Raw genomic sequence first — 24,749 nt, 5'->3', positions numbered from 1 at the left:
TTATAAGGAATATACTGCTGAAAATGATTAACAAGATGAAACGGTAATTAATGGTCATGTTGATTTACCGATTTATGATGAGCGTTAAGTTGTTGACTGAACTGATAAACCGCCATTGCATACAATGGGCTACGATTATAGCGAGTGATCACATAAAAGTTTTTAAGTCCTAGCCAATATTCAGCATTTTCTGCTTGGTCGAGTTTAATTAACATCGCCGCTTGTGATGCATCAATATCTTGGTTAATGGCCAAGCTTAAGCTTGGGCTCAAAATGTCAGAAACCTTGTAATGCAATTTTTCTTTAGTCCACACTTTTGCCTTGGGCGCCTGGGTTGATGTGTGATTAAGTAATAATGCGACAGGCTGACCTTTTTGCCAACCATGTTGATGAAAGTAATTGGCTACACTACCAATAGCATCGACTTTACTGGTTAACAAATCTCGTCGACCGTCGCCATCAAAATCGACCGCATAATGACGGTAACTTGATGGAATAAATTGACCGTAACCCATTGCGCCTGCATATGAACCTTTTAAGGTGTCTGCATCGAGTTTTTCTTCTGTAATTAAAGACATTAAGTTGGCATATTCACTGCGAAAGAAGGTTGATCGCGGTGGGTAATAAAAGCCCAGGGTGTACAAGGCATCTTTGACGCGATAATTACCTAAATAACTACCATAAAATGTTTCAATACCAATAATGGCCACGATAATTTGCGGGTCAACATTAAACTTTTTAGCCGCGTTAGTTATTGCCTGCTCATTTTCCTGCCAGAACTTAAGTCCTTTTTGCAGACGTTTCTCGGTTAAAAAAATCGGATAGTATTGATACCAAGGTTTCGCTTCCCAGGGTTTTGATATTGCGTCTATAATCGTTTGATCGAAATTAGATGATGCTAAGAATTGTTCAACTTGTTGTTGATTAAATCCTTGTTTTACTTGCGCGGCCACAAATGCTTTTTTCGCGGCCTGAGTGTCTATTTCTGTTATCGCATTGGCGTCAAAAAAAGCACTGATGAATAATGCAAAACTGACAATTTGAATGGTTATTTTAGTCATTGTTATTCTTAGTCCTATCTGTCGACAAAGCGTCTGTGTGTATGAATACTCATTAAAATACCAAAGCCTGTCATTAAGGTCAGCATCGAGGTTCCACCATAACTTATCAGTGGCAAAGGTACACCTACTACGGGCAAAATGCCTGATACCATGCCAATATTGACAAAAATATAGACGAAGAATGTTAGGGTAATACTACCGGCTAATAAGCGTGCAAAACTGGTTTGGGCTCGAGATGCGATAACCAATCCTCTGCCAATCACAAATAAGTACATTGTGAGTAACACTAAACTGCCGACTAAGCCAAACTCTTCACCGATCACCGCAAAAATAAAATCGGTATGGCGCTCTGGTAAAAATTCTAATTGTGATTGAGTGCCGTCAAGCCAGCCTTTCCCCCATAACCCACCAGAACCAATGGCAATTTTAGATTGGATAATATGATAACCCGCACCTAAAGGATCTTGTTCAGGATTAAACAGTGTTAATACTCGAGTGCGCTGATAATCGTGCATCAAGAAAAACCATAATATAGGCAAAAAGATCAAAATGGCAGTAACAAAGCCACCCACAATGAGCCAACTCATGCCTGAGAGAAACAGCACGAATACACCGGACGCAGCCACTAAAATAGAGGTGCCTAGGTCGGGTTGTTTAGCAATGAGCAATGTTGGGATTAGTAGGATAATGACTCCACCCGCTAGATAACGCTTTTTTGGGGGCAGTGGAAATTTACTGATATACCACGCCATGGTGATAGGGAAAGCCAGTTTGATGAGTTCCGATGGTTGAAACTCCATAAAACCAAGATTTAACCAACGTTGTGCGCCTTTATTAATGGTGCCGAATAGTTCCACTCCTACCAGTAACGCTATCCCGGTTAGGTAAATTGGAAATGCCCAACGTCTGAGTATTTCTGGATTGATTTGGGCAAAACACAACATGACACCCAGTGACAGAGTCATACGCACGAGTTGGCGTTCCATCATTGCTGGATCTTCACCACTGGCAGAATAGATCACAAAAAGACCAAATCCCATTAGCAATAAGATGCCCGTCAGTAATGGCAAATCTATGTGTATTTTTTGCCAAAACGATTTTTGATGTGCATGATGATTCACGGTTTTACCGCCCATTCGTCTCGTAATATATATTCATCGAGCAATGCTCTTGCTAGCGGACCTGCATTAGCGCCACCCCAACCAGCATTTTCTAATACGACAGCTAACACAATACGAGGGTTTTCATAAGGTGCATAAGCAACAACGAGTGCATTGTCGCGCAAGTGTTCTGCAATGGTATTGGCATTATATTTTTCATCTTTGCCGACACTAAATACCTGTGCCGTACCGGTTTTCATTGCGGCGGTATAAGTGGCATCGGTAAAGCGCGACTTATCGGCTGTTTGACGCATCGCTTCGTTAATGATGTCCCAGTTATGAGGATTTTTAAGTTCTATTGGTGGTTGCTCATCAATAGGGACATTAATTTTGACGGTATTATTTTTAAATGATTTTAATAGATGAGGCGTAAAGCGCTTGCCTTTATTCGCCATAATCGTAACTGCATTAGCAAGTTGTAATGGTGTTGTTGTCCAGTAACCTTGGCCAATACCGACCGAAATGGTATCACCGTTATACCAAGGTTGGTTGTAACGCATTCTTTTCCAGTCTCGAGATGGCATAACGCCATCTGATTCTTCAAAAATATCAATGCCAGTACTTTTACCAAAACCAAAACGGTCCATAAAGATTGCCATTCTATCAATGCCAACTTTATAGACTAGGTCATAAAAGAAAATGTCACAGGAATCGACAATGGCGTGATAGATATCTACCCAGCCGTGTCCCCATTTTTTCCAATCGCCCCATTTGCGATCTACTCCTGGCATTTGCCAATAGCCTGGGTCCCAAATTCGGGTGCGTTCGTCAATGATTTTCTCTTCTAAACCAAGTAACGCTACGTGAGGCTTGATAGTGGATGCTGGAGAGTATTGCCCTTGGGTTGCACGATTGATTAATGGCCGTGATTTATCATTTAATAATTTATTATAAGCTTTAGAGCTAATACCGTAGACAAACGGATTGGGGTCATATGTTGGACTTGACACCATTGCTAATACACCACCATCTCTAGGGTCAATAGCAACGACAGACCCTCGGCGGCCATCAAGTAGTTCCATGGCTTTTTGCTGTAATTTGAAATCCAGTGTGAGATAAATATCTTGTCCTGGTGTCGGGAGGGTCACTTTGAGGGTACGGATCACTCGACCACGGTTATTAACCTCTTCTTCGAGGTGCCCTGGCATACCGTGGAGTAGGCTTTCATAATATTTTTCGATACCGAGCTTACCAATGTCTTTGGTTGCGGCATAGTTTTTCCATTGACCGTTTTTTTCAAGCAAGCTTTTATCTCGGCTATTAATTTTACCGACATATCCCAATACGTGAGTCATTAAATCACTATAGGGATAGCGACGCTTAAGTCCTGCTTCAACATAAATCCCTGGAAATTTATATTGATTAACACTAAAAATAGCCACTTGGTCTTCGGTTAATTTGCTTTTAATGGTTAATGGCTTAAAGCGACGATGAAACTTTAAGGTTTCAGTGATACTTTCTCGTTCCTCTTCAGTGAGTTTAATTAAGATACTAAGCTCATCGAGGGTAGCGGTAATGTCACTGACTTTTTCGGGAATAAGTTCTAAAGAATAATAAGGCTGATTTTCGGCTAATAACACCCCATTGCGGTCATAAATCAAGCCACGGCTGGGCGCAGTAGGGACGACACGAATACGGTTGTCATTCGAACGAGTTTCATAGTCTTTATAAGAGACAATTTGCAGGTGATAAAGATTCGAAAATAATATGCACAGTAGTAAGAATACACAGACAAAAGTGAACAATGCACGGCGTTTGAATAGCGCTGCTTCTGCGGCGTGATCATGCATGGTAATGCGCTTTCTTGGCGGCACTTATGCTATCCCCGTCGTTGCCCAATAAAAGGTTGGATTATAAAAAGTCACTGTATCAGCTGATGGATATGAAAAAAAGAGTTGCATGATAATCATTATCGGTAAGTTTAGCTATTCATGCGACTGAGTTTATTCTCTGTGATATGGATGATTGTTGTTGATACTCCAAGCACGGTATAGGCTTTCTGCCACAATAACCCTAACCAAAGGATGGGGTAAGGTGAGGGCTGATAAACACCAGCTTTGGTTGGCCGCCTCTTTACAAGCAGGTGAAAGTCCTTCTGGGCCACCAATCAGTAAGCTGACATCTCTACCATCGAGTTGCCACTTTGTCATTTGCTCTGCAAGTTCTGGGGTTATCCAGTTTTTGCCGGGTAAATCTAAACTGACAATGTGGTTACCTTTGGCTACTGCCGCTAGCATTAACTCGCCTTCCTTATGTAAAATTCGGGCGATATCGGCATTTTTTCCGCGCTTCCCTGCTGGGATTTCGATGAGTTCCAAAGCCATATCTCTAGGGAAACGGCGTTGGTATTCTTCGAAGCCTCGGGTTACCCAATCGGGCATCTTGGTGCCAACGGCAATGAGCTGTAGCTTCATTATGCGCTGTGTTCAGACCACAGTTTTTCAAGCTCGTAGTAGTCACGAGTTTGTTCTTGCATTACATGCAAAATAACTGACCCTAAATCAACTAATACCCATTCACTGCTGTCACGGCCTTCAACCCCAAGAGGTTGTACTCCGGCGTCTTTTGCAGACACGATGACGTGTTCACCAATAGAACGAACGTGTGTTTTTGATGTACCAGTACAAATGATCATAGTATCGGTGATGGTTGACTGCTTAGATACATCTAAAACAGTAATGTTTTTTGCTTTTAAATCTTCGATTTTGTCGATAACAAAATCTTTTAGTTCGGTGCCTTGCACTCGAAGTACCCCATAAGTAAAAATTAACGGAGTATTATACTCAAATTCACTGTTGATGCGCAATTAATACCAATCCTATTAAATATGTGATCTTTCAGCGGGAGTTCAAAGTGCTGTAGGCAAGGCAGATGATTGAAGCGAATAGTGATTCTCGGTAACGAGCTCCTGCGTTACTCTACCTCCAGCATCTGACCGCCATGGAGGGTGGGAATGTCTTATTTTTTATGGAAAAAAATAGACCATGCAGTCGTATTTTGAAAGCATCTAACGAAGGATAAAGGACTTTGAAACCCGCCAGAATGGAGTCTCTCAGGTATTCCACTTCTGTGTTACATCGATTTAAAAGGGAACAACCATTTCTACATCAATGCGCCTTGAATTGAAAAACCTGAGTGACTCTGAACTGAGCAGATATTTAATGAGATTGGTATAAGCACTGCTAAACAAAAGTAGAATTAATTTTGGCATTGGTGCTGACTTAAGCAAAAATATGAATGGTTGGATTAACGATTGGATTTATTTGAGTATTAACAGTAGAGCTTATGTTGGTGAATATAATCTATGGTGGCTGGCGTTAATACTGAACTAGTGTCGAGACCTTGTGCTAACATTTCGCGTATTTCACTAGATGATATGTCTGTTAACTTACTGTTGATGCAAAATATTTTTCCATATTTCGTATGCGTCGGTGAGTTAAGGTAGTCGGGCGTAGCCTGTCTTAATAATAGCTGTTTGGTCATTTCTGAATGAGTATCCATACTCCAACCTGGACGTTGACACAAAGCGATATGACACAGAGCAAACAAGGATTGCCATTGATGCCAGAGTGGTAATTGAATAAATGAGTCCATTCCCATAATGAAAAAGAATTCATCATTTGGATACTGTTGTGCCAATAAAGTGAGTGTTGTAACGCTGTAAGACGGGGTATTGCGATTGATTTCAATATCGCACAGTTTAAATTGTGGGTATTGCTGGCAAACTAATTTCACCATTTCAAGCCGATGATGACTATTTACCACAGTGGTATTCTTATGAGGTGGAATGTGATTAGGCATTAACCAAACTTGGTCTAAATTAAGTTGTTGTTTTACATCTAATGCGGGATTGATATGGCCTAAATGGATCGGATCGAAAGTACCGCCTAAAATACCAATACGCATTTGCTGTCCTTATTTTGGTCGTTAGTCAGATAATTCAATATGGGCTAAACGGCTATGGGCTCGAGGATCAAACAAAATGCACAAATGGCTCATGCCAACCCAATCATCAATCCCTTTTTGTTTGAGATTTAATTCTAACGTAGAGGCAAACGCAAGCATATGTTCGATATGTTCTAAATCCAATCGTGTTATTGCCGCCTGATAGAGTGGTTTACGTTTATCCCAAATTCGATGTTGGCTCCATAATTTACTGAGTTGCTCACCATTGTGAACCGCCAGTTTTAGGCTGAGTAGTAAGTTAATCTCTTTGAATAATGCCCACATGACAATTGGCATCGCGGTGCCTTCGGCCTGTAATTGCGCCAGCATGTGTTGTGCTTGCTTTTGGTGATTACCTAAAATGGCATCACAGAGTTGAAAAACGCTGAACCGAGATTGGTCTTCGAAATATTCACTCAGTTGTTCAGTCGTAATATGTTGTTTAGGACTGAGTAATTGTAATAATTGCATCGCTTGCTCAGCAGCCAGTAAATTACCTTCAAATAACGTAAATAACATGGCTTTAGCATCATGATGAACCGTGAGCTCATAATGTGTTATTCGGCTGTTTAACCAGCGTTCAAACTGGCTGCCTTCTGGGGTGGTACAAGGTAAATATATGCCTTTGGCATCAAGTGATTTAAACCATTTGCTATTGGTTTGTTCTGCACTGACTTTTGGTCCTTGAACAATCAATAGCATATCTGGATTAGGATGTTGCAACAGCGTTTGAAATGCTGAGGCTCCTTCCATTGCTGGTTTAGCTTGTGGCAGGGTTAATTCAATAATGCGTCGACTGGAAAATAAGCTCATCGCTTGCCATTCTTGGATCAAATCGCCCCAATTAAATCCTGTTTCTTGATTTAATTGTACCCGCTCTTCAAACCCTTGTTTTTTAGCGGCATTGAGAATGAGCTGTTTGCTGTTTTCGATTAACCAAGGGTCATCGCCAAACAATAGAACACATTGAGGGAGCTGTTTAAGATGCTGTTTGAGCTGATCCGGATAAACCCGCATTACTCTGCCCCGATTGACGCCAGAGTTTGAATAATGTAATCGGCTGCTTGAATTCGCATTTCTTTAAGTAACAATTCCATTTCACGACTTTTTGCTAATGCGGTACGTGGATCGTCTTGATAGTCGCGGCGAATTTCAGTATCAAATTCTTGCGGTTCTTCTTTAGGTAATGTAACTGAATAATGCACTAAGTAGATAAGTTCATATTCTGCGACATTTCCAGTTGGATACAATGACAGCGTAGCGCGCTCAAGCGAGTCATTGATTAATCGTAAAGTTGGTGTTTTATCCGTGGCATCGACAAGGCTAATACGGTTGATGCGCAGTCTGTCACGCACTAGGCGAGTTAATTCACTGTATTCATCGTTGCTGCTTAGATGTAACTCATTTAACTCAGCGGGAATGGAGTAACTACGTTGAAGTTTAAAGCCGCAACCAGCACTGGTGAGTATTACCAATGTCATTATTGCCAAGCAAATCTTTTTGGCTAGCATAGTGAGGGTAGGCATCCTTGTTGGTTCGCATCGATAAAAATAAATAACTTACCGAAGAGTTTGTCATCCGCGGTAAGTTATGTCATTGCTAAATGTTAAGGCTTAATGCGATATAAAGCTAACTTGTTTTATATCGCACTTAAGTTTGACTTAGTTGGCCACAATACTGAGGAGTTTACCGGGTACGTAAATTACTTTACGAATCGTTAACCCTTCAGTGTGTTTTTGTACATGTTCATCACTCATGCCTAATGCTTCCACATCTTCTTTTGATGCATCGGCAGCAACAGTGATTTTTGCACGTACTTTACCGTTAACTTGAACCACAATCAGTTTGCTGTCTTCAACTAAAGCAGATTCATCAACCTCTGGCCAACGACTGTCTTCGATATTGCCTTCGTTACCCAATTCATGCCATAACGTAAATGTCATGTGTGGAACAATAGGGTAAAGCAAACGTGTAACGGCAGACAAAGCTTCGTCAAGTAATGCACGGTCTTGAGCGGTTTCTTGTGGTGCTTTTAGCAAATGGTTCATGAGTTCCATTACTGAAGCGACTGCGGTGTTAAACATTTGACGACGCGCAATATCATCACTGACTTTTGCGATTGTCTTATGCAATTCACGGCGTAAAGCTTTTTGATTGGCGTTTAGTTTGCTGGTATCTAATGCTTCAGTTTTACCTGCAGCAACATGATCGCTAGCCAATTTCCAGAAGCGCTTAATGAAGCGATGTGCTCCTTCAACGCCAGACTCTTGCCATTCCAGGGTTAATTCTGGTGGCGAGGCAAACATCATGAATAAACGTACGGTATCTGCACCGTATTTTTCAACCATGACTTGTGGGTCGATACCGTTATTCTTCGATTTAGACATCTTGCTCATACCAGTGTAAACCAGTTCATGACCTTGATTGTCTATTGCTTTAATGATGCGGCCTTTGTCGTCTTTTTCTACCACAGTCACTTCTAAAGGTGATACCCAAACACGGGCACCTTTTTCGTTGCTGTAGTAGTAAGCGTCTGCTAATACCATGCCTTGAGTTAGCAATTGCTTTGCAGGCTCATCACTGTTGACCATGCCTGCGTCACGCAGCAGCTTATGGAAAAAGCGGAAATACAACAAATGCATACAAGCATGTTCGATACCGCCAATGTACTGATCTACTGGTAACCAGTAGTTGGCTTTAGCTGGATCTAACATTTCATCTGCATGAGGGCTACAGTAACGCGCATAGTACCAAGACGATTCCATGAAGGTATCGAAGGTATCTGTTTCACGGGTTGCTGGCTGACCGTTGACTGTGGTTTCAGCCCAAGCTTTATCGGCTTTAATTGGACTTTGGATACCGTCCATTACCACATCTTCTGGCAAAATAACTGGTAGCTGATCTTCTGGCGTTGGTACAACAGTGCCATCAGCAAGGGTGACCATAGGGATCGGAGCCCCCCAGTAACGCTGACGAGACACACCCCAATCGCGTAAACGATAATTGACTTGGCGTTTACCTTTACCTTCTGCGGTTAATCTAGCATCAATAGCTTCAAAAGCGGCTTGAAAATCTAAGCCGTCTAGCTCAGGGAATGCATCGCCCGAATTAAACACCACACCTTTTTCGGTGTAGGCTTCTTTGCTGACATCTACTTCGCTATCTAGCGGCTTAATGACCGCTTCAATGGCAAGGTTGTACTTAGTCGCAAATTCATAATCACGTTGATCATGAGCTGGAACTGACATTACCGCGCCAGTGCCGTAATTCATCAATACAAAGTTAGCGACCCAAATAGGTACCAGTTTGCCCGAAATAGGATGAATAGCCTGTAAGCCAGTTGCGACGCCTTTTTTCTCCATAGAAGCCATGGCAGCTTCAGTGGTATCAGCATTTTTACATTCTTCTAAAAATGCTGCTAATTCAGGATTGTTCAGCGCAGACTGTTCAGCTAATGGGTGACCAGCTGCAATAGCAACATAAGTAACACCCATTAAGGTATCCGGACGAGTGGTGTAGATATCAAACGAGGCATCACTGTCTGCAACAGTAAAGGTCATTTCAATGCCTTCACTGCGTCCAATCCAGTTACGTTGCATGGCTTTAACCTGTTCAGGCCAGCCATCTAACGTGTCGATGTCGTTAAGTAATTCTTCAGCGTAATCGGTGATTTTAATAAACCACTGAGGAATTTCTTTTTGAATAACTGGAGTATCACAGCGCCAGCAACAACCATCTTGTACTTGCTCGTTTGCGAGTACAGTTTCATCGTTTGGACACCAGTTTACAGATGAAGTTTTTTTGTACACTAAACCTTTGGCATACAACTGAGTGAAGAACCATTGTTCCCAACGATAGTACTCAGGGGTACACGTAGCGATTTCACGACTCCAGTCATAACCAAACCCTAATAACTTAAGTTGGTTCTTCATGTAATCAATATTTTCGTATGTCCACGGTGCCGGTGAAGTCTTGTTATTTATCGCAGCATTTTCTGCAGGTAGACCAAATGAGTCCCAACCAATTGGCTGTAAAACATTTTTACCTTGCAAACGTTGATATCGTGCCACTACATCGCCTATTGTGTAGTTACGAACGTGGCCCATGTGGAGACGACCTGAAGGGTACGGAAACATTGAAAGACAATAGAATTTCTCTTTGCTTTCATCTTCAGTGACTTCAAAGGTTTTATGTTCTTGCCAGTGCTTTTGCACTAAGGCTTCAATTTCTGATGGATTATATTGTTCTTGCATCAATCTATTTCCGGCTATGCCGCCTATTTTTGATCTAACGCTCGACAGCGTGATTTATAACTGCATAGAATAAACTAGAAGTGACCTATTAAAAAGGTGCGTATTAAGGAGTATTACTTATGAGTGGAAAAAGTTCAGCACTATTAGCCTTGTATGAGTCACTATTCGAACAGGTTAAAGCCATGTTTGAAGAGGATAACTCATTAACAGCTAAGGATTTGTTTAAGGCCGTGACCCAGGGGAAGGAGTTCGTAAAACTTAAATCTCATGCTGATGATGAAGAACTCGCATTAGTAGAAGAATTTTTAAAGCGTGACATTGAAGCCTTCCTAAATGAAGAACATGCCGATGATTTGAGTTATAGCCCAATGGTAATTGGGATTGAGAACACATTATGGCAGTGGTTGAGCGAAATAACCGATCGTAGCCAAGTGGAGTGGCACGAAATATTACAAGATTTCAAAAATAATGGGGTTTATAAGTCTGGGGAAATTATTAACCAAGGTAAGCTGACTTGTAATAAATGTGGTCATCAAATGGAAATCAATTTTCCTGGGGTTATTCCTAATTGTCCTAAATGCGATTTTAATGAGTTTTCTCGGGAGCCATTAACGCCATAATTCATTAACATGTTACTTGGTAAATATATTTAGGGTAACAATCATATTTTCGGTAATAGCAGCTAACGCTTCTGTTACCGATTATTTTGTTATATGCCACTTTCTACAGGGGGGAGCGTTAATTTTACAGAAAAATTAGTAAAATTGATTTTTAAATACTCAGTTAAAATCCGCTAAAGTACTTTTCGATTAACAGCCACTCAACACTGTTTGATATTGGGGGGGGTGGTAGCGTTTGCGGCTTGAGTGTATAAAAAATAGCAATTATCGTTAGCCACTTGGCCATTACCGTCTTTATCATAGCCAATGTACGTAAACGCAATCCCTTGATACTGAATGGTAAAAACATCATCAAGATTTATCCATTCTTCGATGTCAGTGTTATCTAAATAGCCCCATTTTAACCGCGTTTCATAGACACCATCATTGTCGAGATCAACATCGATTAAATCGTCTCGGTTAGTTACAGGCTGCACTTGAAAACTGGTCATTTGTGAACGGGCATACACTAGGTTATTGGCTGTTTTTACACTGGCCATCACGCCAGATAGCGTGCTTTCTCTTGCTTCAGTACTGAGGCCTATAAACTTAGGTGCAGCAACAACAGCTAGAATAGCTAAAATGATGATCACCACAACCAACTCAATTAACGTAAATCCTTGCGAAAGTGAATGCCTGGTAAGTAGAGTTGATTGCGTCATATTACAATTCCTTTAGCGACGAAAGTAGTTTCTAACGCCTAAAAGTGTGAGTAAACCACAGAGTATCAGTAAGGGGGATTGGCCAAATTTTCTAAACCAAGTTTGTCCTTGGTAAAGCGGAATATTGGTTACAAGCACTCCTGTTTCAAATTGAGGGATCGCATCAGTTATGCGCCCATGAGGGTCAACTACCGCAGTGATGCCGTTATTGGTTCCTCTGAGTAATGGTTTTCCCATTTCAATCGCACGCATTTGGGCAATTTCCATATGCTGCAATGGCCCATTTGAGGCACCAAACCAAGCGTCGTTAGAAACTGTGAGAAGTAAATCTGTTTCGTTTGTGACACTTGCCCTGACTTGTTCAGGAAAGGCTATCTCGTAACAAATAGCGGGGGCAATATGGTAACCCAAGGCAGTTAAATTAGGCTGCGTGTAGTCACCCCGTTGGAATGATGACATTGGCAAATTAAAAAATGGTGCAATAGGGCGAAGTAAATCGCCTAACGGGACAAACTCACCAATGGGCAATAAGTGATGCTTTTTAAATTGATTACTGCCATCAACCACATAATCAGCACTCGGTTGGTGCTTCTGTTGGTAATTACCTAACACGATGAGTGAATTATAAAAATCATTTTGCTGGTGGCTAATAATACCGCTGATAATCGCCATATTGTTGATATTGGCAACTTGATTAGCATTCATTAGGAAGTCTTCAACCATGGCTTCCGGTGCTGGGATTGCGGCTTCAGGCCAAATAACAATATCGACGCTAGAGGCTTCATCAAATTGTTCGCGAGTTAGATCCATGTACTTGAGCATGGTTGGCCACAGTGCATCGGGTTCCCATTTCATGCTTTGGGCAATATTACCTTGTACTAATGCAACCTTGACCGATTTACCTGAGGCAGTAATTGGATTGAGTTGTGGTGCAATCCAAGCACTTAGTGTTAAGACGGGCAATATAATTAATACAGGTAATAGGCGTTTTTGGGTTAACAGCATTAATGAGCCTGCAACTAATGCCACCACGAAGCTCAAACCCAAGGCGCCAATAAAGCTGGCTAACTCACTAAGTGGGCCCAATGTTTGGCTATAGCCTGCCCAAATCCAAGGGAAACCAGTTAGTACCCAGCCTCGTAACCATTCTGTGAGCACCCATAATGCTGGGAATAGCCCCAGATAGGTTAAGTAAGGATTTAAGGTGTGTTTAGATGTACGTGATAGTTTACTGACTAAATACCCACAAATAGCAGGGTAAATAGCCAGATAGAGTGCCAGCAGTGCCATTAGGCTTATTGATACCGCAATGGGCATACCACCAAAGGTGTCAATACTGACATGAACCCAACTAATGCCGATAGCAAAACAACCAAAGCCAAAACTGAACCAGTAATACAAATTTTGTTTGGCGGTTAATGTTTGGCTTTGCCATAAGGCAAAGCCCAGTGCTAAAGGAAATACCGCCCAAATTTCATAAGGCGCAAATGATAATGCGGTACTGGCGCCAGCAATAAATGCTGTCACCAGACGAGCAATACTCAAAGGTGAGTATATAGATTGAGTTTTTAGCACGATTTAGTCGTCGAATTCTTCACTGGTATTAGGGTCGGGAAGTTTAACACGAAGTTGTACTAATCGGCGGTTATCTGCATTAATGACTTTGAACTCGATATTGTTAATGACAATAATTTCATTCCGTTCAGGTAGATGACCAAATGCATGCGACACCATGCCACCCACAGTATCGAATTCTTCATCACTAAAGTTGGTACCACAAGCTTCATTGAAATCGTCGATTTCAGTGAGTGCTTTCACCATAAATACGGTGTTACTGAGTTTTTTTATTTCAGTGTCTTCAACAGAATTATGGTCAAATTCATCTTCAATCTCACCGACAATTTCTTCGAGAATATCTTCGATGGTCACTAAGCCTGATACGCCGCCATATTCATCGACAACAATCGCCATATGATAACGTTGCGAGCGAAATTCTTTAAGTAGCACATCGACGCGTTTGCTTTCTGGTACAACAACAGCAGGTCGAATGACTTGGGCAAGCGTTAATGGTTCATCTGACTGTTTAAAACCGAATTTAATCAAATCTTTGGCCAGTAAAATGCCTTCAATATGATCTTTATCTTCATTAACAACAGGGAAGCGAGAGTGACCTGAATCCATGACGATTTCTAAAAATTCATCAACAGTCGAGTCTATTTGGATGGTAACAATTTGCGCTCTTGGGATCATGATGTCGCGCACTCGAAGGTCCGAAACCTCTAATACACCTTTAATCATTTCGCGAGTGTCTTCTGTAATGAGGTCGCGCATTTCTGCACCTGCGATTACGTCGACTAAATCTTCGCGATTTTGAGGTTCGCCCTGAAATAATTGGTTAATCTTATCGAACCAGCTCTTCTTGTGGGCGTTTGTACTCGGGGGGATATCGTCACTCATAATATTTACTTAAACAAGTATATCTATTTGATATAAATAGTTTATTTATGCTTCCTTATAGGGGTCGGTAAAGCCTAAGCCTTCAACAAGTTGGGTCTCTAATGACTCCATCTCATCGGCTTCTTGGTCGATAATATGGTCATAACCTAGCAAATGCAAGCAGCCGTGTATGACCATGTGCGCCCAATGCGCATTTAGGGGTTTATTTTGCTCAATGGCTTCTTGTTCGACAACCTCAACGCAAATAACTAAATCGCCCAATAATGGTAGTTCAACTTCTGGTGGCGCTTCAAACGGAAACGACAATACATTGGTGGGTTTGTCTTTACCGCGATAAGTTAAATTAAGTTGCTGACTTTCTGTAATATCAACAAGACGAATGGTTAACTCAACTTCAGGCATTGTCTGACCAATAGCAGTACGTACCCAAGTTTCAAATTCAGTTTTAGAAGGTAAGTTGAGCTTATCATCAACTGCAATTTGCAGGTCAAGATCTAGTTTTATCCCTTGTTGACTCATTAAACTAGGCCCTCTTTTTGTTGTTGACGTTTTTGCTCACGCTCTTGATATGCTTTTTCTTTGATGGCTTTTTCAATTTGCTCTTGTTGCTCAAACGCTTCATAAGCTTCAACAATTCTAGCCACAACAGGATGACGAACCACGTCTTGTGCAATAAAGAAATTAAAACTGATTTCTGGCACCTCACTCAATACTTCTATGGCGTGACGCAAACCAGACTTTTGGCTACGAGGTAAATCGATCTGGGTAATGTCACCCGTGATCACTGCTCGCGAATTAAAGCCAATACGGGTTAAAAACATTTTCATTTGTTCAACGGTGGTATTTTGGGCTTCATCTAAAATAATAAAAGCATCATTGAGCGTTCGACCGCGCATATAGGCGAGTGGGGCGACTTCAATTACGCCGCGTTCAATCAGTTTTTCAACTTTCTCAAAACCCATCATTTCAAACAATGCATCATAGAGCGGGCGTAGATAAGGGTCGACTTTTTGACTTAAATCGCCCGGCAAAAAGCCGAGTTTTTCACCCGCCTCAACCGCTGGACGAGTTAATAGAATACGGCGTACTTCTTGACGTTCATACGCATCAACCGCCGCCGCAACAGCAAGGTACGTTTTACCCGTACCGGCAGGGCCAATACCAAAGCTGATGTCATGACGAGTAATATTATGCATGTACACACTTTGATTGGGTGTACGAGGCTTAATGACGCCACGCTTTGTTTTGATATGAACGTCGCTGTCGTCATTATCTTGTTGTGCTTCAAGGTTAATCGCTTCTTGAATGGCTAAATGAACCATTTCGGGTTCTAAGTCCGGCGTACTGCCTTTTACGGTTTGGGTTTCAATGTATAACTGACGCAACAAGTTATTGGTATTGAGTGCATTACGTGGCAAACCGACAATAGTGAAATGATTATTCTTATGGATAATCTCAACACCTAAGCGGCGTTCAAGTTGTTTGATGTTGTCATCAAATGGGCCACATAAGGAGGCGAGGCGACGAGTATCTGAAGGTTCTAGATACAAATTCATGGTGGTAACTTTAGTACTCAAATAAGGCTCCAGGTTTTGGTATTGGACAACAAAACAATAGCGATATAATGCTATTTCTTCATGATAACAGTTTACGAGCCTCCGGATAGAATTACCATGATATGACTAATTTTAAGCAAAATTAAAGGCGGACAAGCCGCCTTTAATTATTTTTAAACTACAAACATCAATTACGGCTTAAAGTGGGTTACACCTAAAGCATCATCTTGCTTGTGTTTAGCCATAATATCTGACGGATGTAAGCTGCGACGTAAATCCATTTCATCTTCACCTCGAACAAATTCACCGCGTAATGAGTTGGTATAAACATCAACAATTTTCACATCAACGAAACTGCCGATGTGGGTGTGGGCAGCTTCAAAGTTAACCACACGACTGTTTTCAGTACGACCGCGAAGTTCCATTGGATTCTTTACCGAAGGACCTTCAACTAAAATGCGTTGAACAGTGCCCAACATTTGACGGCTATAACGCATTGCTTGTTGAGTAATACGTTCTTGTAAAATAGCTAAACGCTGTTTCTTTTCCTCATCGCTGACATTGTCAGGCAAGTCTGCCGCAGGTGTACCTGGGCGAGCGCTATAGATAAAACTAAAGCTGTGATCAAACGCGACATCTTCAATCAGTTTCATGGTATCAGCAAAATCTTCTTTAGATTCACCTGGAAAACCAATAATAAAGTCTGAGCTGATTTGAATATCAGGACGAGCTTTACGCAGACGACGAATAATCGACTTGTATTCAATCGCCATGTGACCGCGTTTCATTTGGGTTAAAATACGATCTGAACCCGATTGCACCGGTAAATGCAGGAAACTCACCAATTCAGGCGTGTCTTCGTACACATCGATAATGTCTTGAGTAAACTCAATTGGGTGGCTGGTAGTAAAGCGTAAACGATCGATACCGTCGATTGATGCAATTAAGCGTAGCAATTCTGCAAAGGTACAAATTTCATCGTCGTGGGTTGCGCCACGGTATGCGTTAACGTTTTGACCTAATAAATTCACTTCACGCACACCTTGAGCAGCCAATTGAGCTACTTCAAGAATGACGTCATCTAATGGACGGCTGACTTCTTCGCCGCGAGTGTAAGGCACTACGCAGAAAGAACAGTATTTACTGCAACCTTCCATAATAGACACAAATGCCGTTGGACCATCAGCGCGAGGTTCAGGAAGGCGATCGAATTTTTCAATTTCTGGGAAGCTGATATCAATTACGGCTTTTTCGCCGCGTTGAATTTGTTCAATCATCTCAGGTAAGCGATGCAGTGTTTGTGGACCGAAGATAATATCAACGCATTGAGCGCGATCTTTAATCGCTTTACCTTCTTGTGAGGCAACGCAGCCGCCGACACCAATAATTAAATTAGGATTTTTATCTTTTAAAGATTTCCAACGCCCTAGCTGATGGAAAACTTTCTCCTGTGCTTTTTCACGAATAGAGCAAGTATTAAGCAGCAGTACGTCTGCTTCGCTCGCATCTTCGGTCAAGGTATATCCTTGATAGTCGTCTAATAAATCAGCCATCTTTGATGAGTCATACTCATTCATTTGACAGCCCCAGGTCTTAATATGAAGTTTTTTACTCATCAGTGCTCGCCAGTAAATCCACAGTAAAAATAGCGCGACATTTTACCTGTTGTCGGACGCTCTGGCTAGCATTAGTGCACGTTTCGCTCATTTGAATATAAACTGGTGAGTACCCTTATAAACTGTAATGGCTTATTGTTTGAGTAAAATTAGTGTGATTGAGGGACTGAAAAAATGAATTTTGCAGCCATTTTATGACCCTAGCGCTGAACATTGGTGACTTAAGTCAGCATTATTGGATTGCAACATTTCCGTGGCATGTTGATATAGGGCATAATTAAATCCATTACGATATGTGGCTGTCATCATTTCAATAACGCTAACGTCTGTAACGTTAGGGCCTGTTGGTCTTTCAAGGTTGTTTTTGCAGCGAATTGTTGGTCATTTGTACAAGGCAGAGACTTTGTGGTGTAGTTATTCTACATAAAAAGTCGATAACGCAGTAAAAATGACCAACAAACGCTGCCCGAAGGGTTCGGCTAAAAAGGTTTTACTCTTTGTTGAGCGAATTTAGCTTAGATTGCTAGGCAGCAATCCGCTCGCCTCGATTAAAACGTTTTTATCTCGAACAAAATTTAACCTGCAAAGATCAACAGACCCTAATTATTCATTGCAAGGCAATGTAGATAAAGACGTTATAGCACCATGGGGTTATACTGTTTTTAGCCTGGCTTTAACTAGGTTGCCGATTCATTGACTGTCATATTAAACATCACGTCATCTCACTATTATGGATGTAAAACCATGCAAGATGCTTCTCTTACTGCAACTCATTGCTCCAATACCATTAATTATGATGTTGTCGTTGTCGGTGGCGGAATGGTTGGCGCTGCAGCAGCAATTGGATTAGGTCAATTAGGGCTAAGCGTGGCGGTGATCGAATCACGCCAGCCACAAGCTTATGAACCTGAGCAACCGCTCGATGTAAGGGTGTCTGCTATTAGTGTGGCGTCTGAGCAGTTGCTCACTCGTTTAGGTGTGATGGAGTATTTACTTACCCTGCGTCACGCACCATACAACGGTTTGGAAACGTGGGAACTCGACGGTTGTTTAACTGCATTTAATGCCGAACAAGTTGGTCAGGCGCACTTAGGCTATTTTTTTGAAAACCGGTTAATTCAATTGAGTCTATGGCAGCAAATCGATCAAATGGACAATATCACCTTATTGTGTCCCCATAGTGTGGCCCAATTTTCCCGGTTAGCAGACTGTCAGCAAGTGAGTATAAAGCTTGATAATGGCGATACACTGACGACTAAGTTGCTCATTGGTGCCGATGGTGCTAATTCGCAAGTGCGTCAATGGGCGGGGATTGGTGTGACAGGCTGGGATTATGCCCAGTCGGCGATGTTAATTAATATTAATACTGAAACACCACAACAAACGATCACTTGGCAGCAGTTTACACCAGCGGGTCCTCGTAGTTTGTTACCTCTGCCTGGCCATCATGCTTCATTAGTATGGTATGACGATGCCAATCGTATTAAACAATTATCGCAACTCAATAATCTTCAACTTGCAGAGCAAATTCGCCAGCATTTCCCGTCACGGTTAGATCCTCGTTTTACCGTAGAAAGTCGGGGGAGCTTCCCGTTAACGCGTCGTCATGCACAACGCTATTACCAAGATAATGTGGTGATCATTGGTGACGCAGCCCATACCATTAATCCATTGGCTGGGCAGGGGGTTAATATTGGTTTTAAAGATGTTGATTTGCTGGTGGCTCAGGTGGCTAATGCCATTGGCTGCGGTGAAACATGGTGGCAAACGCCAGTATTAAAACGCTATCAACAATCACGTTACCTTGATAATCAATTAATGATGACCGCAATGGATGCATTTTATGCGGGCTTTAGTAATAACATTTTGCCATTAAAATTACTGCGTAATGGTGCGTTAAAACTCGCCAATATTGATTCTCCAATTAAACGAAAAGTCTTGAAGTATGCACTTGGACTTAGTTAAACCTAATAAGCGGGTTAACTTGTGGTTTGTTGACAAGCCATTTGAGTGCTAAAATGCCGCGTTTTGCATCATGTGTATTTTGATGTACCCCATGAAAGGCGTTTAACTGCACTTATTGCGAATAACTTACGCAGATAATAACTTGTGCTAATAAACTGACTAGGTCGTGATGAGTAACATTAAACTGATTGTCGGGTTGGCAAACCCAGGTGCTGAATACGCACAAACTCGCCATAATGCTGGTGCATGGTACGTGCAAGAATTAGCGCGTATTTGCAATGTTCAATTAACACCAGACAGCAAATATTTTGGGGTTACTGCTCGTGCTACTTTGCACGGAAGAGATGTGCGTTTGTTGATCCCAACAACGTACATGAACTTAAGCGGAAAGTCGGTTGCAGCGTTAGCCAACTTTTTCCGGATACTGCCCGAAGAAATCTTGGTCGCCCATGATGAGCTCGACATGGAGCCCGGTGTCGCCAAATTTAAATTAGGTGGCGGTCATGGTGGTCATAACGGTTTAAAAGACATTATTGCCTGTTTAGGTAATGACAAAAACTTTTATCGCTTGCGCATTGGTATTGGTCATCCTGGTGATAAAAATAAAGTCAGTGGCTATGTACTGGGTAGAGCACCAGCAGTAGAACAAGAACGAATAAGTGCTGCGATTGATGAAGCGGTTCGTTCCACCGAGATATTATTTAACCAAGACATGGCGAAAGCTATGCACAGATTACATTCGTTCAAAGCAGAATAAGCCATGCTAATTTTGTTTTAACACCCTTTTCGACATCATTATCCGATGGGATAATTCTACATATATAAAGGTAAGCATATGGGTTTTAAATGCGGCATTGTTGGTCTTCCAAACGTAGGTAAGTCAACGTTGTTTAATGCGTTAACACAAGCGGGTATTGAAGCGGCAAACTTTCCGTTTTGTACTATTGAGCCAAATACTGGGGTAGTACCTGTACCAGATGCACGCCTTGACGCGTTAGCGGAAATTGTAAAACCACAACGCATATTACCGACTACAATGGAGTTTGTGGATATTGCTGGTTTAGTGGCTGGCGCTTCTAAAGGTGAAGGTTTAGGTAATAAGTTTTTAGCTAACATTCGTGAAACCGATGCAATTGGTCACGTTGTACGTTGTTTTGAAGATCCGAACATTGTTCACGTGGCGAACAAAATCGATCCTGCTGGCGATATTGAAGTGATCAATACCGAATTAGCGCTAGCCGATTTAGATGCATGTGAGCGTGCCATTTTTCGTCAAGCCAAGCGTGCTAAAGGTGGTGACGGTGATGCGAAATTTGAAGTCGCTGTACTTGAAAAAATGCGTCCACTGTTAAATGAAGGCCAAATGTTACGTTCGTTGGAATTAACTAAAGAAGAGTTAGCAGCCGTTGCTTACCTTAATTTCTTAACGATTAAACCTACGATGTACATTGCTAACGTTGCTGACGATGGCTTTGAAAACAACCCTCATTTAGATGTTGTTCGTGCTATTGCAGCAACAGAAAATGCCATAGTTGTGCCTGTGTGTGCTGCTATTGAATCTGAATTAGCAGAAATGGAAGCCGATGACCGTGCAGAGTTTATGACCGATCTTGGTATAGAAGAATCAGGTTTAGATCGGGTTATTCGTGCCGGTTACGAACTATTGAATCTGCAAACTTACTTTACTGCGGGTGTAAAAGAAGTGCGTGCATGGACGGTTCCTGTCGGTGCATCTGCTCCGCAAGCTGCGGGTGTTATCCATACCGACTTCGAGCGTGGTTTTATTCGTGCACAGGTAATGGCGTATCAAGATTTTATTACCTACAAAGGTGAAGCTGGCGCCAAAGATGCTGGTAAATTACGTGTTGAAGGTAAAACTTATGTCGTTAAAGATGGCGATGTAATGCATTTCTTATTTAACGTATAAGTGCTATTTACGTTATTTAGAAATTAAAATGGGGCGTAAGGGGATTTTTCGTAAGTTAATGGTGTTTATTTTGTCGATTAGGCATTCAGTTTGGTGAAGTTATAGCCGAACAAGCCGAATTGATGAAAATAGCGAAAAAAACCAGTTGACCTCGATAACCTGAATAAGCATAATACGCCCCGTTCCTCGCAAGAGGGATAGCAAGAAATAGTGGCAATATAGCTCAGCTGGTTAGAGCACAGCACTCATAATGCTGGGGTCGCAGGTTCAAGTCCCGCTATTGCTACCATCTATTTCTTACCCATCTGCTCAAGATGTAAAACTAGAGTGTTGTGCGGGAGTGGTGGAATTGGTAGACACGCCAGATTTAGGTTCTGGTGCCGCAAGGTGTGAGAGTTCAAGTCTCTCCTTCCGTACCATTTATTCGAGATGTTTGCTTCGGCGAATGTTTCAAAAAGCTTTATTGGGATATCGCCAAGCGGTAAGGCACTGGGTTTTGATCTCAGCATTCCAAGGTTCGAATCCTTGTATCCCAGCCATTTTAAACGTTAGACAAGATTATTGGGATATCGCCAAGCGGTAAGGCACTGGGTTTTGATCTCAGCATTCCAAGGTTCGAATCCTTGTATCCCAGCCATCTTTGGCAATATAGCTCAGCTGGTTAGAGCACAGCACTCATAATGCTGGGGTCGCAGGTTCAAGTCCCGCTATTGCTACCATATTTATTAGGTAGAGTGAGAGTTGCTTACACTAGCTAATAAAGCCAAAGTTTACTCTGAAATAAAAAGAGTATACTGTAAGTTAAAATTTGATGCGGGAATGGTGGAATTGGTAGACACGCCAGATTTAGGTTCTGGTGCCGCGAGGTGTGAGAGTTCAAGTCTCTCTTTCCGTACCATCAAATTTTAACCATGTGAATGGTTTATCTGCTTTACAATAAATAGTTACAATTGGGGTATCGCCAAGCGGTAAGGCACTGGGTTTTGATCTCAGCATCCCCAGGTTCGAATCCTGGTACCCCAGCCATATTTAAAAAGCCCGTCTATTAAGACGGGCTTTTTGCTGTGTATTTTTTGAAATCTTTTGCTATGAGGGTTAGTTCAAAACAAGAACAAACTTTACTGTTATCCCCATTATTGTTGTGCAAGCTGATTATCAATAGTATTTCTCTATTAACATGATTGATTCTATCCGTTATCTATTTTACTGGCTGTTGTTTAAACTTACCTTATTCAGTAAATATAGTGACAAAGGCTCACCATGAAAACTTCAGCATCGACATCACCAAGAAATCCTAATGAAGCATCTAGCCCTAAAATGGCGCTTATTGCAGAGGGTGGTGGTCAGCGGGGAATATTCACTGCTGGTGTGTTAGATGCGTGGTTAGAGAATAATTTTGATCCCTTTGATTTATTTATAGGCACGTCTGCTGGTTCTCAAAATCTGACTAGTTTTTTGTCTCGTCAAAAAGGCTATGCCAAACGGTTAATTCGTGGGCTGTCACGCCATAAGCGTTTTTACCAGTTAGGCCGAGGCTTAATCGGGGGGGATGTCGTCGATTTAGATTGGTATTTTGATAAAACGACTCAAGGTTATTTTACCTTAGACTTTACTACTGCTATGAAATCATTAGGCAACCGTGAGTTACTGATCACCGCAACTAACTCTCGCAATCGTCAAGGTTACTTTTTACGTCCAAATGGTGATAGTCATCAATGGAACGAATTACTCAAAGCATCAAGTGCATTACCTTTCTTATATAAACAAGGTGTTAAACTTACACCCTGGTTAACAACTGATGCTGCTAATCAAGCCCATGACAGTAACGATTCCCCTTTGGAAGATTTCTACCTAGACGGTGGCTTAGCCGCACCATTACCTGTGCGTGAAGCGTATCGTCGTGGCGCTAAAAAAATTGTGGTTATTCGCACTGTTAATGCGGACTTTCAGGCGCAATCAGCTTGGGTACATAAGCTAACATCATGGATTTGTGTGTCAGGATACTGCCCAAAAACTATCGATTACTTAGTTCAGCATGAACAAGCTTATGAGCAAGAGCTCGCTTTTTTGGCTAATCCTCCTGAAGATGTCGAAATCATTCAAATTTTTGCTGGTAACAATCTTGAAAGCAAACTATTAGGCAGTTCTGATGTGGATTTACGTCATGACTATCGTACGGGTATTGCTGCTGGAAATACTTTTTTGCAGACCCAGCAAGCATTTTATGCAACTGATACATTACATAAGATAGATAAGCAGCCATCATTTGCTGTTAGCCACGCATTGAGCGCTTAATAGAGTTTTATTGGTTTTAAGGGGCGATATGAGACTTGCTACGGATTAAAACTACTATCCTTAATATTTACATACCATTATCAATATCCCTAGAAGGTACCGCTTGAACTGTGCAATATGATTAGGTTGCTGATGGACTGGTAATGAGTTTGTCGTCATCGCCACGCCATTGCTAAGTTTTGGCATAGCAAACAAAAAACGCACTCATATGAGTGCGTTTTGTTATTTCATTCACTGAATAATAATTAGTGACGGAACATCGCAGAGATTGACTCTTCGTTACTTACACGACGGATTGCTTCTGCTAATACTGCTGACATAGTCAGTTGGGTAACCTTAGTCACTTTCAGCATTTCAGCGCTCAAGGGTACTGTGTCAGTTACGATAACTTCATCAATGACAGAGTTAGCAATATTTTCAGCAGCATTACCTGAAAATACCGGGTGAGTAGCATAAGCAAACACGCGATTAGCGCCATGTTCTTTTAATGCTTCAGCTGCTTTACATAAGGTGCCACCAGTGTCGATCATGTCATCGACAATAATACAATCGCGGCCTTGAACATCACCGATGATATGCATCACCTGAGCAACGTTTGCCATTGGACGACGCTTATCGATAATAGCAAGATCGGTATCATCTAATAGCTTGGCTACTGCGCGAGCGCGAACTACACCGCCAATATCAGGAGACACAACAACAGGGTTATCTAGTTTTCTGGCGAGCATGTCTTCAAGTAACACTGGGCTACCGAATACGTTATCAACAGGAACATCAAAGAAACCTTGAATTTGCTCAGCGTGTAGGTCACAAGTCAATACGCGGTCAACACCCACGCTAGACAAGAAATCTGCAACTACTTTCGCTGTAATAGGTACACGTGCACTACGTACACGGCGGTCTTGACGAGCATAACCAAAGTACGGAATAACGGCAGTAATACGACCCGCTGATGCACGGCGTAACGCGTCAACCATTACAATAAGCTCCATGAGATTATCGTTAGTTGGTGCGCAAGTAGATTGGATGATAAATACATCCGCACCACGTACATTCTCGTTTATTTGAACACTGATTTCACCGTCGCTGAAACGGCCTACAACTGCATCGCCAAGTTTGCAAAATAAACGGTCGGCAATCTTAGCGGCTAGATTTGGGGTAGCGTTACCAGCAAAGAGCTTGATGTCGGGCAC

21 protein-coding genes and 7 tRNA genes are annotated in these 24,749 nt (G+C 41.8%); 12 read left to right on the top strand and 16 right to left on the bottom strand.

Annotated elements, in window-relative coordinates:
* Nucleotides 1–47: 47 nt before the first annotated feature.
* The 9 genes from mltB to leuS all read right to left on the bottom strand — a co-directional run bounded on the left by mltB (nucleotide 48) and on the right by leuS (nucleotide 10,419).
* The gene (gene mltB, locus FCN25_RS05500; RefSeq protein WP_137222715.1) at nucleotides 48–1,061 is read right to left on the bottom strand and encodes a lytic murein transglycosylase B; all 1,014 of its coding nucleotides are present in this window, start codon (nucleotides 1,059–1,061) and stop codon (nucleotides 48–50) included.
* Between the two features lie 14 nt (nucleotides 1,062–1,075).
* Nucleotides 1,076–2,182, bottom strand: coding sequence for a rod shape-determining protein RodA (gene rodA / locus FCN25_RS05495; protein WP_175405927.1), 1,107 nt, complete (start codon nucleotides 2,180–2,182; stop codon nucleotides 1,076–1,078).
* Nucleotides 2,179–4,035, bottom strand: coding sequence for a penicillin-binding protein 2 (mrdA, locus tag FCN25_RS05490; RefSeq protein ID WP_137222711.1), 1,857 nt, complete (start codon nucleotides 4,033–4,035; stop codon nucleotides 2,179–2,181). The genes rodA and mrdA overlap by 4 nt, the downstream gene beginning before the upstream one ends.
* Before the next feature lie 129 nt (nucleotides 4,036–4,164).
* The gene (gene rlmH, locus FCN25_RS05485) at nucleotides 4,165–4,635 is read right to left on the bottom strand and encodes a 23S rRNA (pseudouridine(1915)-N(3))-methyltransferase RlmH (protein ID WP_137222709.1); all 471 of its coding nucleotides are present in this window, start codon (nucleotides 4,633–4,635) and stop codon (nucleotides 4,165–4,167) included.
* Complete coding sequence (rsfS, locus tag FCN25_RS05480) at nucleotides 4,635–4,964, bottom strand: ribosome silencing factor (RefSeq protein WP_137227336.1); 330 nt, start codon at nucleotides 4,962–4,964, stop codon at nucleotides 4,635–4,637. Before rsfS ends, rlmH begins: the two co-directional genes overlap by 1 nt.
* Before the next feature lie 527 nt (nucleotides 4,965–5,491).
* A complete protein-coding gene (nadD, locus tag FCN25_RS05470; protein ID WP_137222707.1) occupies nucleotides 5,492–6,127 on the bottom strand; it encodes a nicotinate-nucleotide adenylyltransferase in 636 nt (211 codons plus the stop codon).
* Between the two features lie 21 nt (nucleotides 6,128–6,148).
* Nucleotides 6,149–7,183: a DNA polymerase III subunit delta gene (gene holA, locus FCN25_RS05465; protein WP_137222705.1), complete on the bottom strand. Its 1,035-nt coding sequence runs from the start codon at nucleotides 7,181–7,183 to the stop codon at nucleotides 6,149–6,151.
* Entirely contained in the window at nucleotides 7,183–7,677 is a 495-nt protein-coding gene (gene lptE / locus FCN25_RS05460) for an LPS assembly lipoprotein LptE (RefSeq protein WP_137222703.1), read from the bottom strand. Before lptE ends, holA begins: the two co-directional genes overlap by 1 nt.
* A 150-nt stretch (nucleotides 7,678–7,827) precedes the next feature.
* Complete coding sequence (gene leuS / locus FCN25_RS05455; RefSeq protein WP_137222701.1) at nucleotides 7,828–10,419, bottom strand: leucine--tRNA ligase; 2,592 nt, start codon at nucleotides 10,417–10,419, stop codon at nucleotides 7,828–7,830.
* Nucleotides 10,420–10,538: 119 nt separating this feature from the next.
* Between leuS and FCN25_RS05450 the strand changes: the two genes are divergently transcribed.
* Nucleotides 10,539–11,039 carry a zinc ribbon-containing protein gene (locus FCN25_RS05450; protein ID WP_137222699.1) on the top strand — a complete coding sequence of 167 codons (501 nt, stop codon included), beginning with the start codon at nucleotides 10,539–10,541 and terminating at the stop codon, nucleotides 11,037–11,039.
* 200 nt (nucleotides 11,040–11,239) lie between these two features.
* Here FCN25_RS05450 and FCN25_RS05445 read toward each other — a convergent pair whose 3' ends face one another.
* The 6 genes from FCN25_RS05445 to miaB form a co-directional block, all read right to left on the bottom strand.
* Nucleotides 11,240–11,740: a type II secretion system protein gene (locus FCN25_RS05445; protein ID WP_137222697.1), complete on the bottom strand. Its 501-nt coding sequence runs from the start codon at nucleotides 11,738–11,740 to the stop codon at nucleotides 11,240–11,242.
* A gap of 12 nt (nucleotides 11,741–11,752) precedes the next feature.
* Nucleotides 11,753–13,315, bottom strand: coding sequence for an apolipoprotein N-acyltransferase (gene lnt, locus FCN25_RS05440; RefSeq protein WP_137222695.1), 1,563 nt, complete (start codon nucleotides 13,313–13,315; stop codon nucleotides 11,753–11,755).
* A gap of 3 nt (nucleotides 13,316–13,318) precedes the next feature.
* Nucleotides 13,319–14,197: a CNNM family magnesium/cobalt transport protein CorC gene (gene corC / locus FCN25_RS05435; protein ID WP_137222693.1), complete on the bottom strand. Its 879-nt coding sequence runs from the start codon at nucleotides 14,195–14,197 to the stop codon at nucleotides 13,319–13,321.
* A 45-nt stretch (nucleotides 14,198–14,242) separates the two neighbouring features.
* Nucleotides 14,243–14,716: an rRNA maturation RNase YbeY gene (ybeY, locus tag FCN25_RS05430; protein WP_137222691.1), complete on the bottom strand. Its 474-nt coding sequence runs from the start codon at nucleotides 14,714–14,716 to the stop codon at nucleotides 14,243–14,245.
* Nucleotides 14,716–15,774, bottom strand: a complete 1,059-nt coding sequence (locus tag FCN25_RS05425) for a PhoH family protein (protein ID WP_137222689.1) — start codon at nucleotides 15,772–15,774, stop codon at nucleotides 14,716–14,718. Before FCN25_RS05425 ends, ybeY begins: the two co-directional genes overlap by 1 nt.
* A gap of 170 nt (nucleotides 15,775–15,944) precedes the next feature.
* Entirely contained in the window at nucleotides 15,945–17,369 is a 1,425-nt protein-coding gene (gene miaB, locus FCN25_RS05420; RefSeq protein WP_137222687.1) for a tRNA (N6-isopentenyl adenosine(37)-C2)-methylthiotransferase MiaB, read from the bottom strand.
* A 744-nt stretch (nucleotides 17,370–18,113) separates the two neighbouring features.
* Between miaB and FCN25_RS05410 the strand changes: the two genes are divergently transcribed.
* The 11 genes from FCN25_RS05410 (at nucleotide 18,114) to FCN25_RS05360 (ending at nucleotide 23,556) form a co-directional block, all read left to right on the top strand.
* On the top strand, nucleotides 18,114–19,334 hold the full coding sequence (locus FCN25_RS05410) for an FAD-dependent monooxygenase (protein ID WP_137222685.1): 1,221 nt from the start codon (nucleotides 18,114–18,116) through the stop codon (nucleotides 19,332–19,334).
* A 169-nt stretch (nucleotides 19,335–19,503) separates the two neighbouring features.
* Nucleotides 19,504–20,091: an aminoacyl-tRNA hydrolase gene (pth, locus tag FCN25_RS05405; RefSeq protein ID WP_137222683.1), complete on the top strand. Its 588-nt coding sequence runs from the start codon at nucleotides 19,504–19,506 to the stop codon at nucleotides 20,089–20,091.
* 78 nt (nucleotides 20,092–20,169) lie between these two features.
* The gene (gene ychF, locus FCN25_RS05400; RefSeq protein ID WP_137222681.1) at nucleotides 20,170–21,261 is read left to right on the top strand and encodes a redox-regulated ATPase YchF; all 1,092 of its coding nucleotides are present in this window, start codon (nucleotides 20,170–20,172) and stop codon (nucleotides 21,259–21,261) included.
* A gap of 212 nt (nucleotides 21,262–21,473) precedes the next feature.
* Nucleotides 21,474–21,550 (top strand) — tRNA-Met (locus tag FCN25_RS05395).
* 45 nt (nucleotides 21,551–21,595) lie between these two features.
* Nucleotides 21,596–21,680: transfer RNA gene (locus FCN25_RS05390), tRNA-Leu, on the top strand.
* 45 nt (nucleotides 21,681–21,725) lie between these two features.
* Nucleotides 21,726–21,800, top strand: a tRNA-Gln gene (locus tag FCN25_RS05385).
* Between the two features lie 23 nt (nucleotides 21,801–21,823).
* Nucleotides 21,824–21,898: transfer RNA gene (locus FCN25_RS05380), tRNA-Gln, on the top strand.
* Nucleotides 21,899–21,903: 5 nt separating this feature from the next.
* Nucleotides 21,904–21,980, top strand: a tRNA-Met gene (locus tag FCN25_RS05375).
* A 94-nt stretch (nucleotides 21,981–22,074) separates the two neighbouring features.
* Nucleotides 22,075–22,159, top strand: a tRNA-Leu gene (locus FCN25_RS05370).
* 53 nt (nucleotides 22,160–22,212) lie between these two features.
* Nucleotides 22,213–22,287: transfer RNA gene (locus FCN25_RS05365), tRNA-Gln, on the top strand.
* A gap of 234 nt (nucleotides 22,288–22,521) precedes the next feature.
* Complete coding sequence (locus FCN25_RS05360) at nucleotides 22,522–23,556, top strand: patatin family protein (RefSeq protein WP_137222679.1); 1,035 nt, start codon at nucleotides 22,522–22,524, stop codon at nucleotides 23,554–23,556.
* A 245-nt stretch (nucleotides 23,557–23,801) separates the two neighbouring features.
* On the opposite strand, the gene FCN25_RS05355 is transcribed toward FCN25_RS05360, so the two are convergent.
* On the bottom strand, nucleotides 23,802–24,749 hold the full coding sequence (locus tag FCN25_RS05355) for a ribose-phosphate pyrophosphokinase (protein WP_137222677.1): 948 nt from the start codon (nucleotides 24,747–24,749) through the stop codon (nucleotides 23,802–23,804).

It is taken from the genome of Shewanella sp. MEBiC00475 (genome assembly GCF_005234075.1).
Classification (GTDB): Bacteria; Pseudomonadota; Gammaproteobacteria; order Enterobacterales; family Shewanellaceae; genus Shewanella; species Shewanella polaris.
This window is presented reverse-complemented; position numbering and strand designations above follow the sequence as displayed.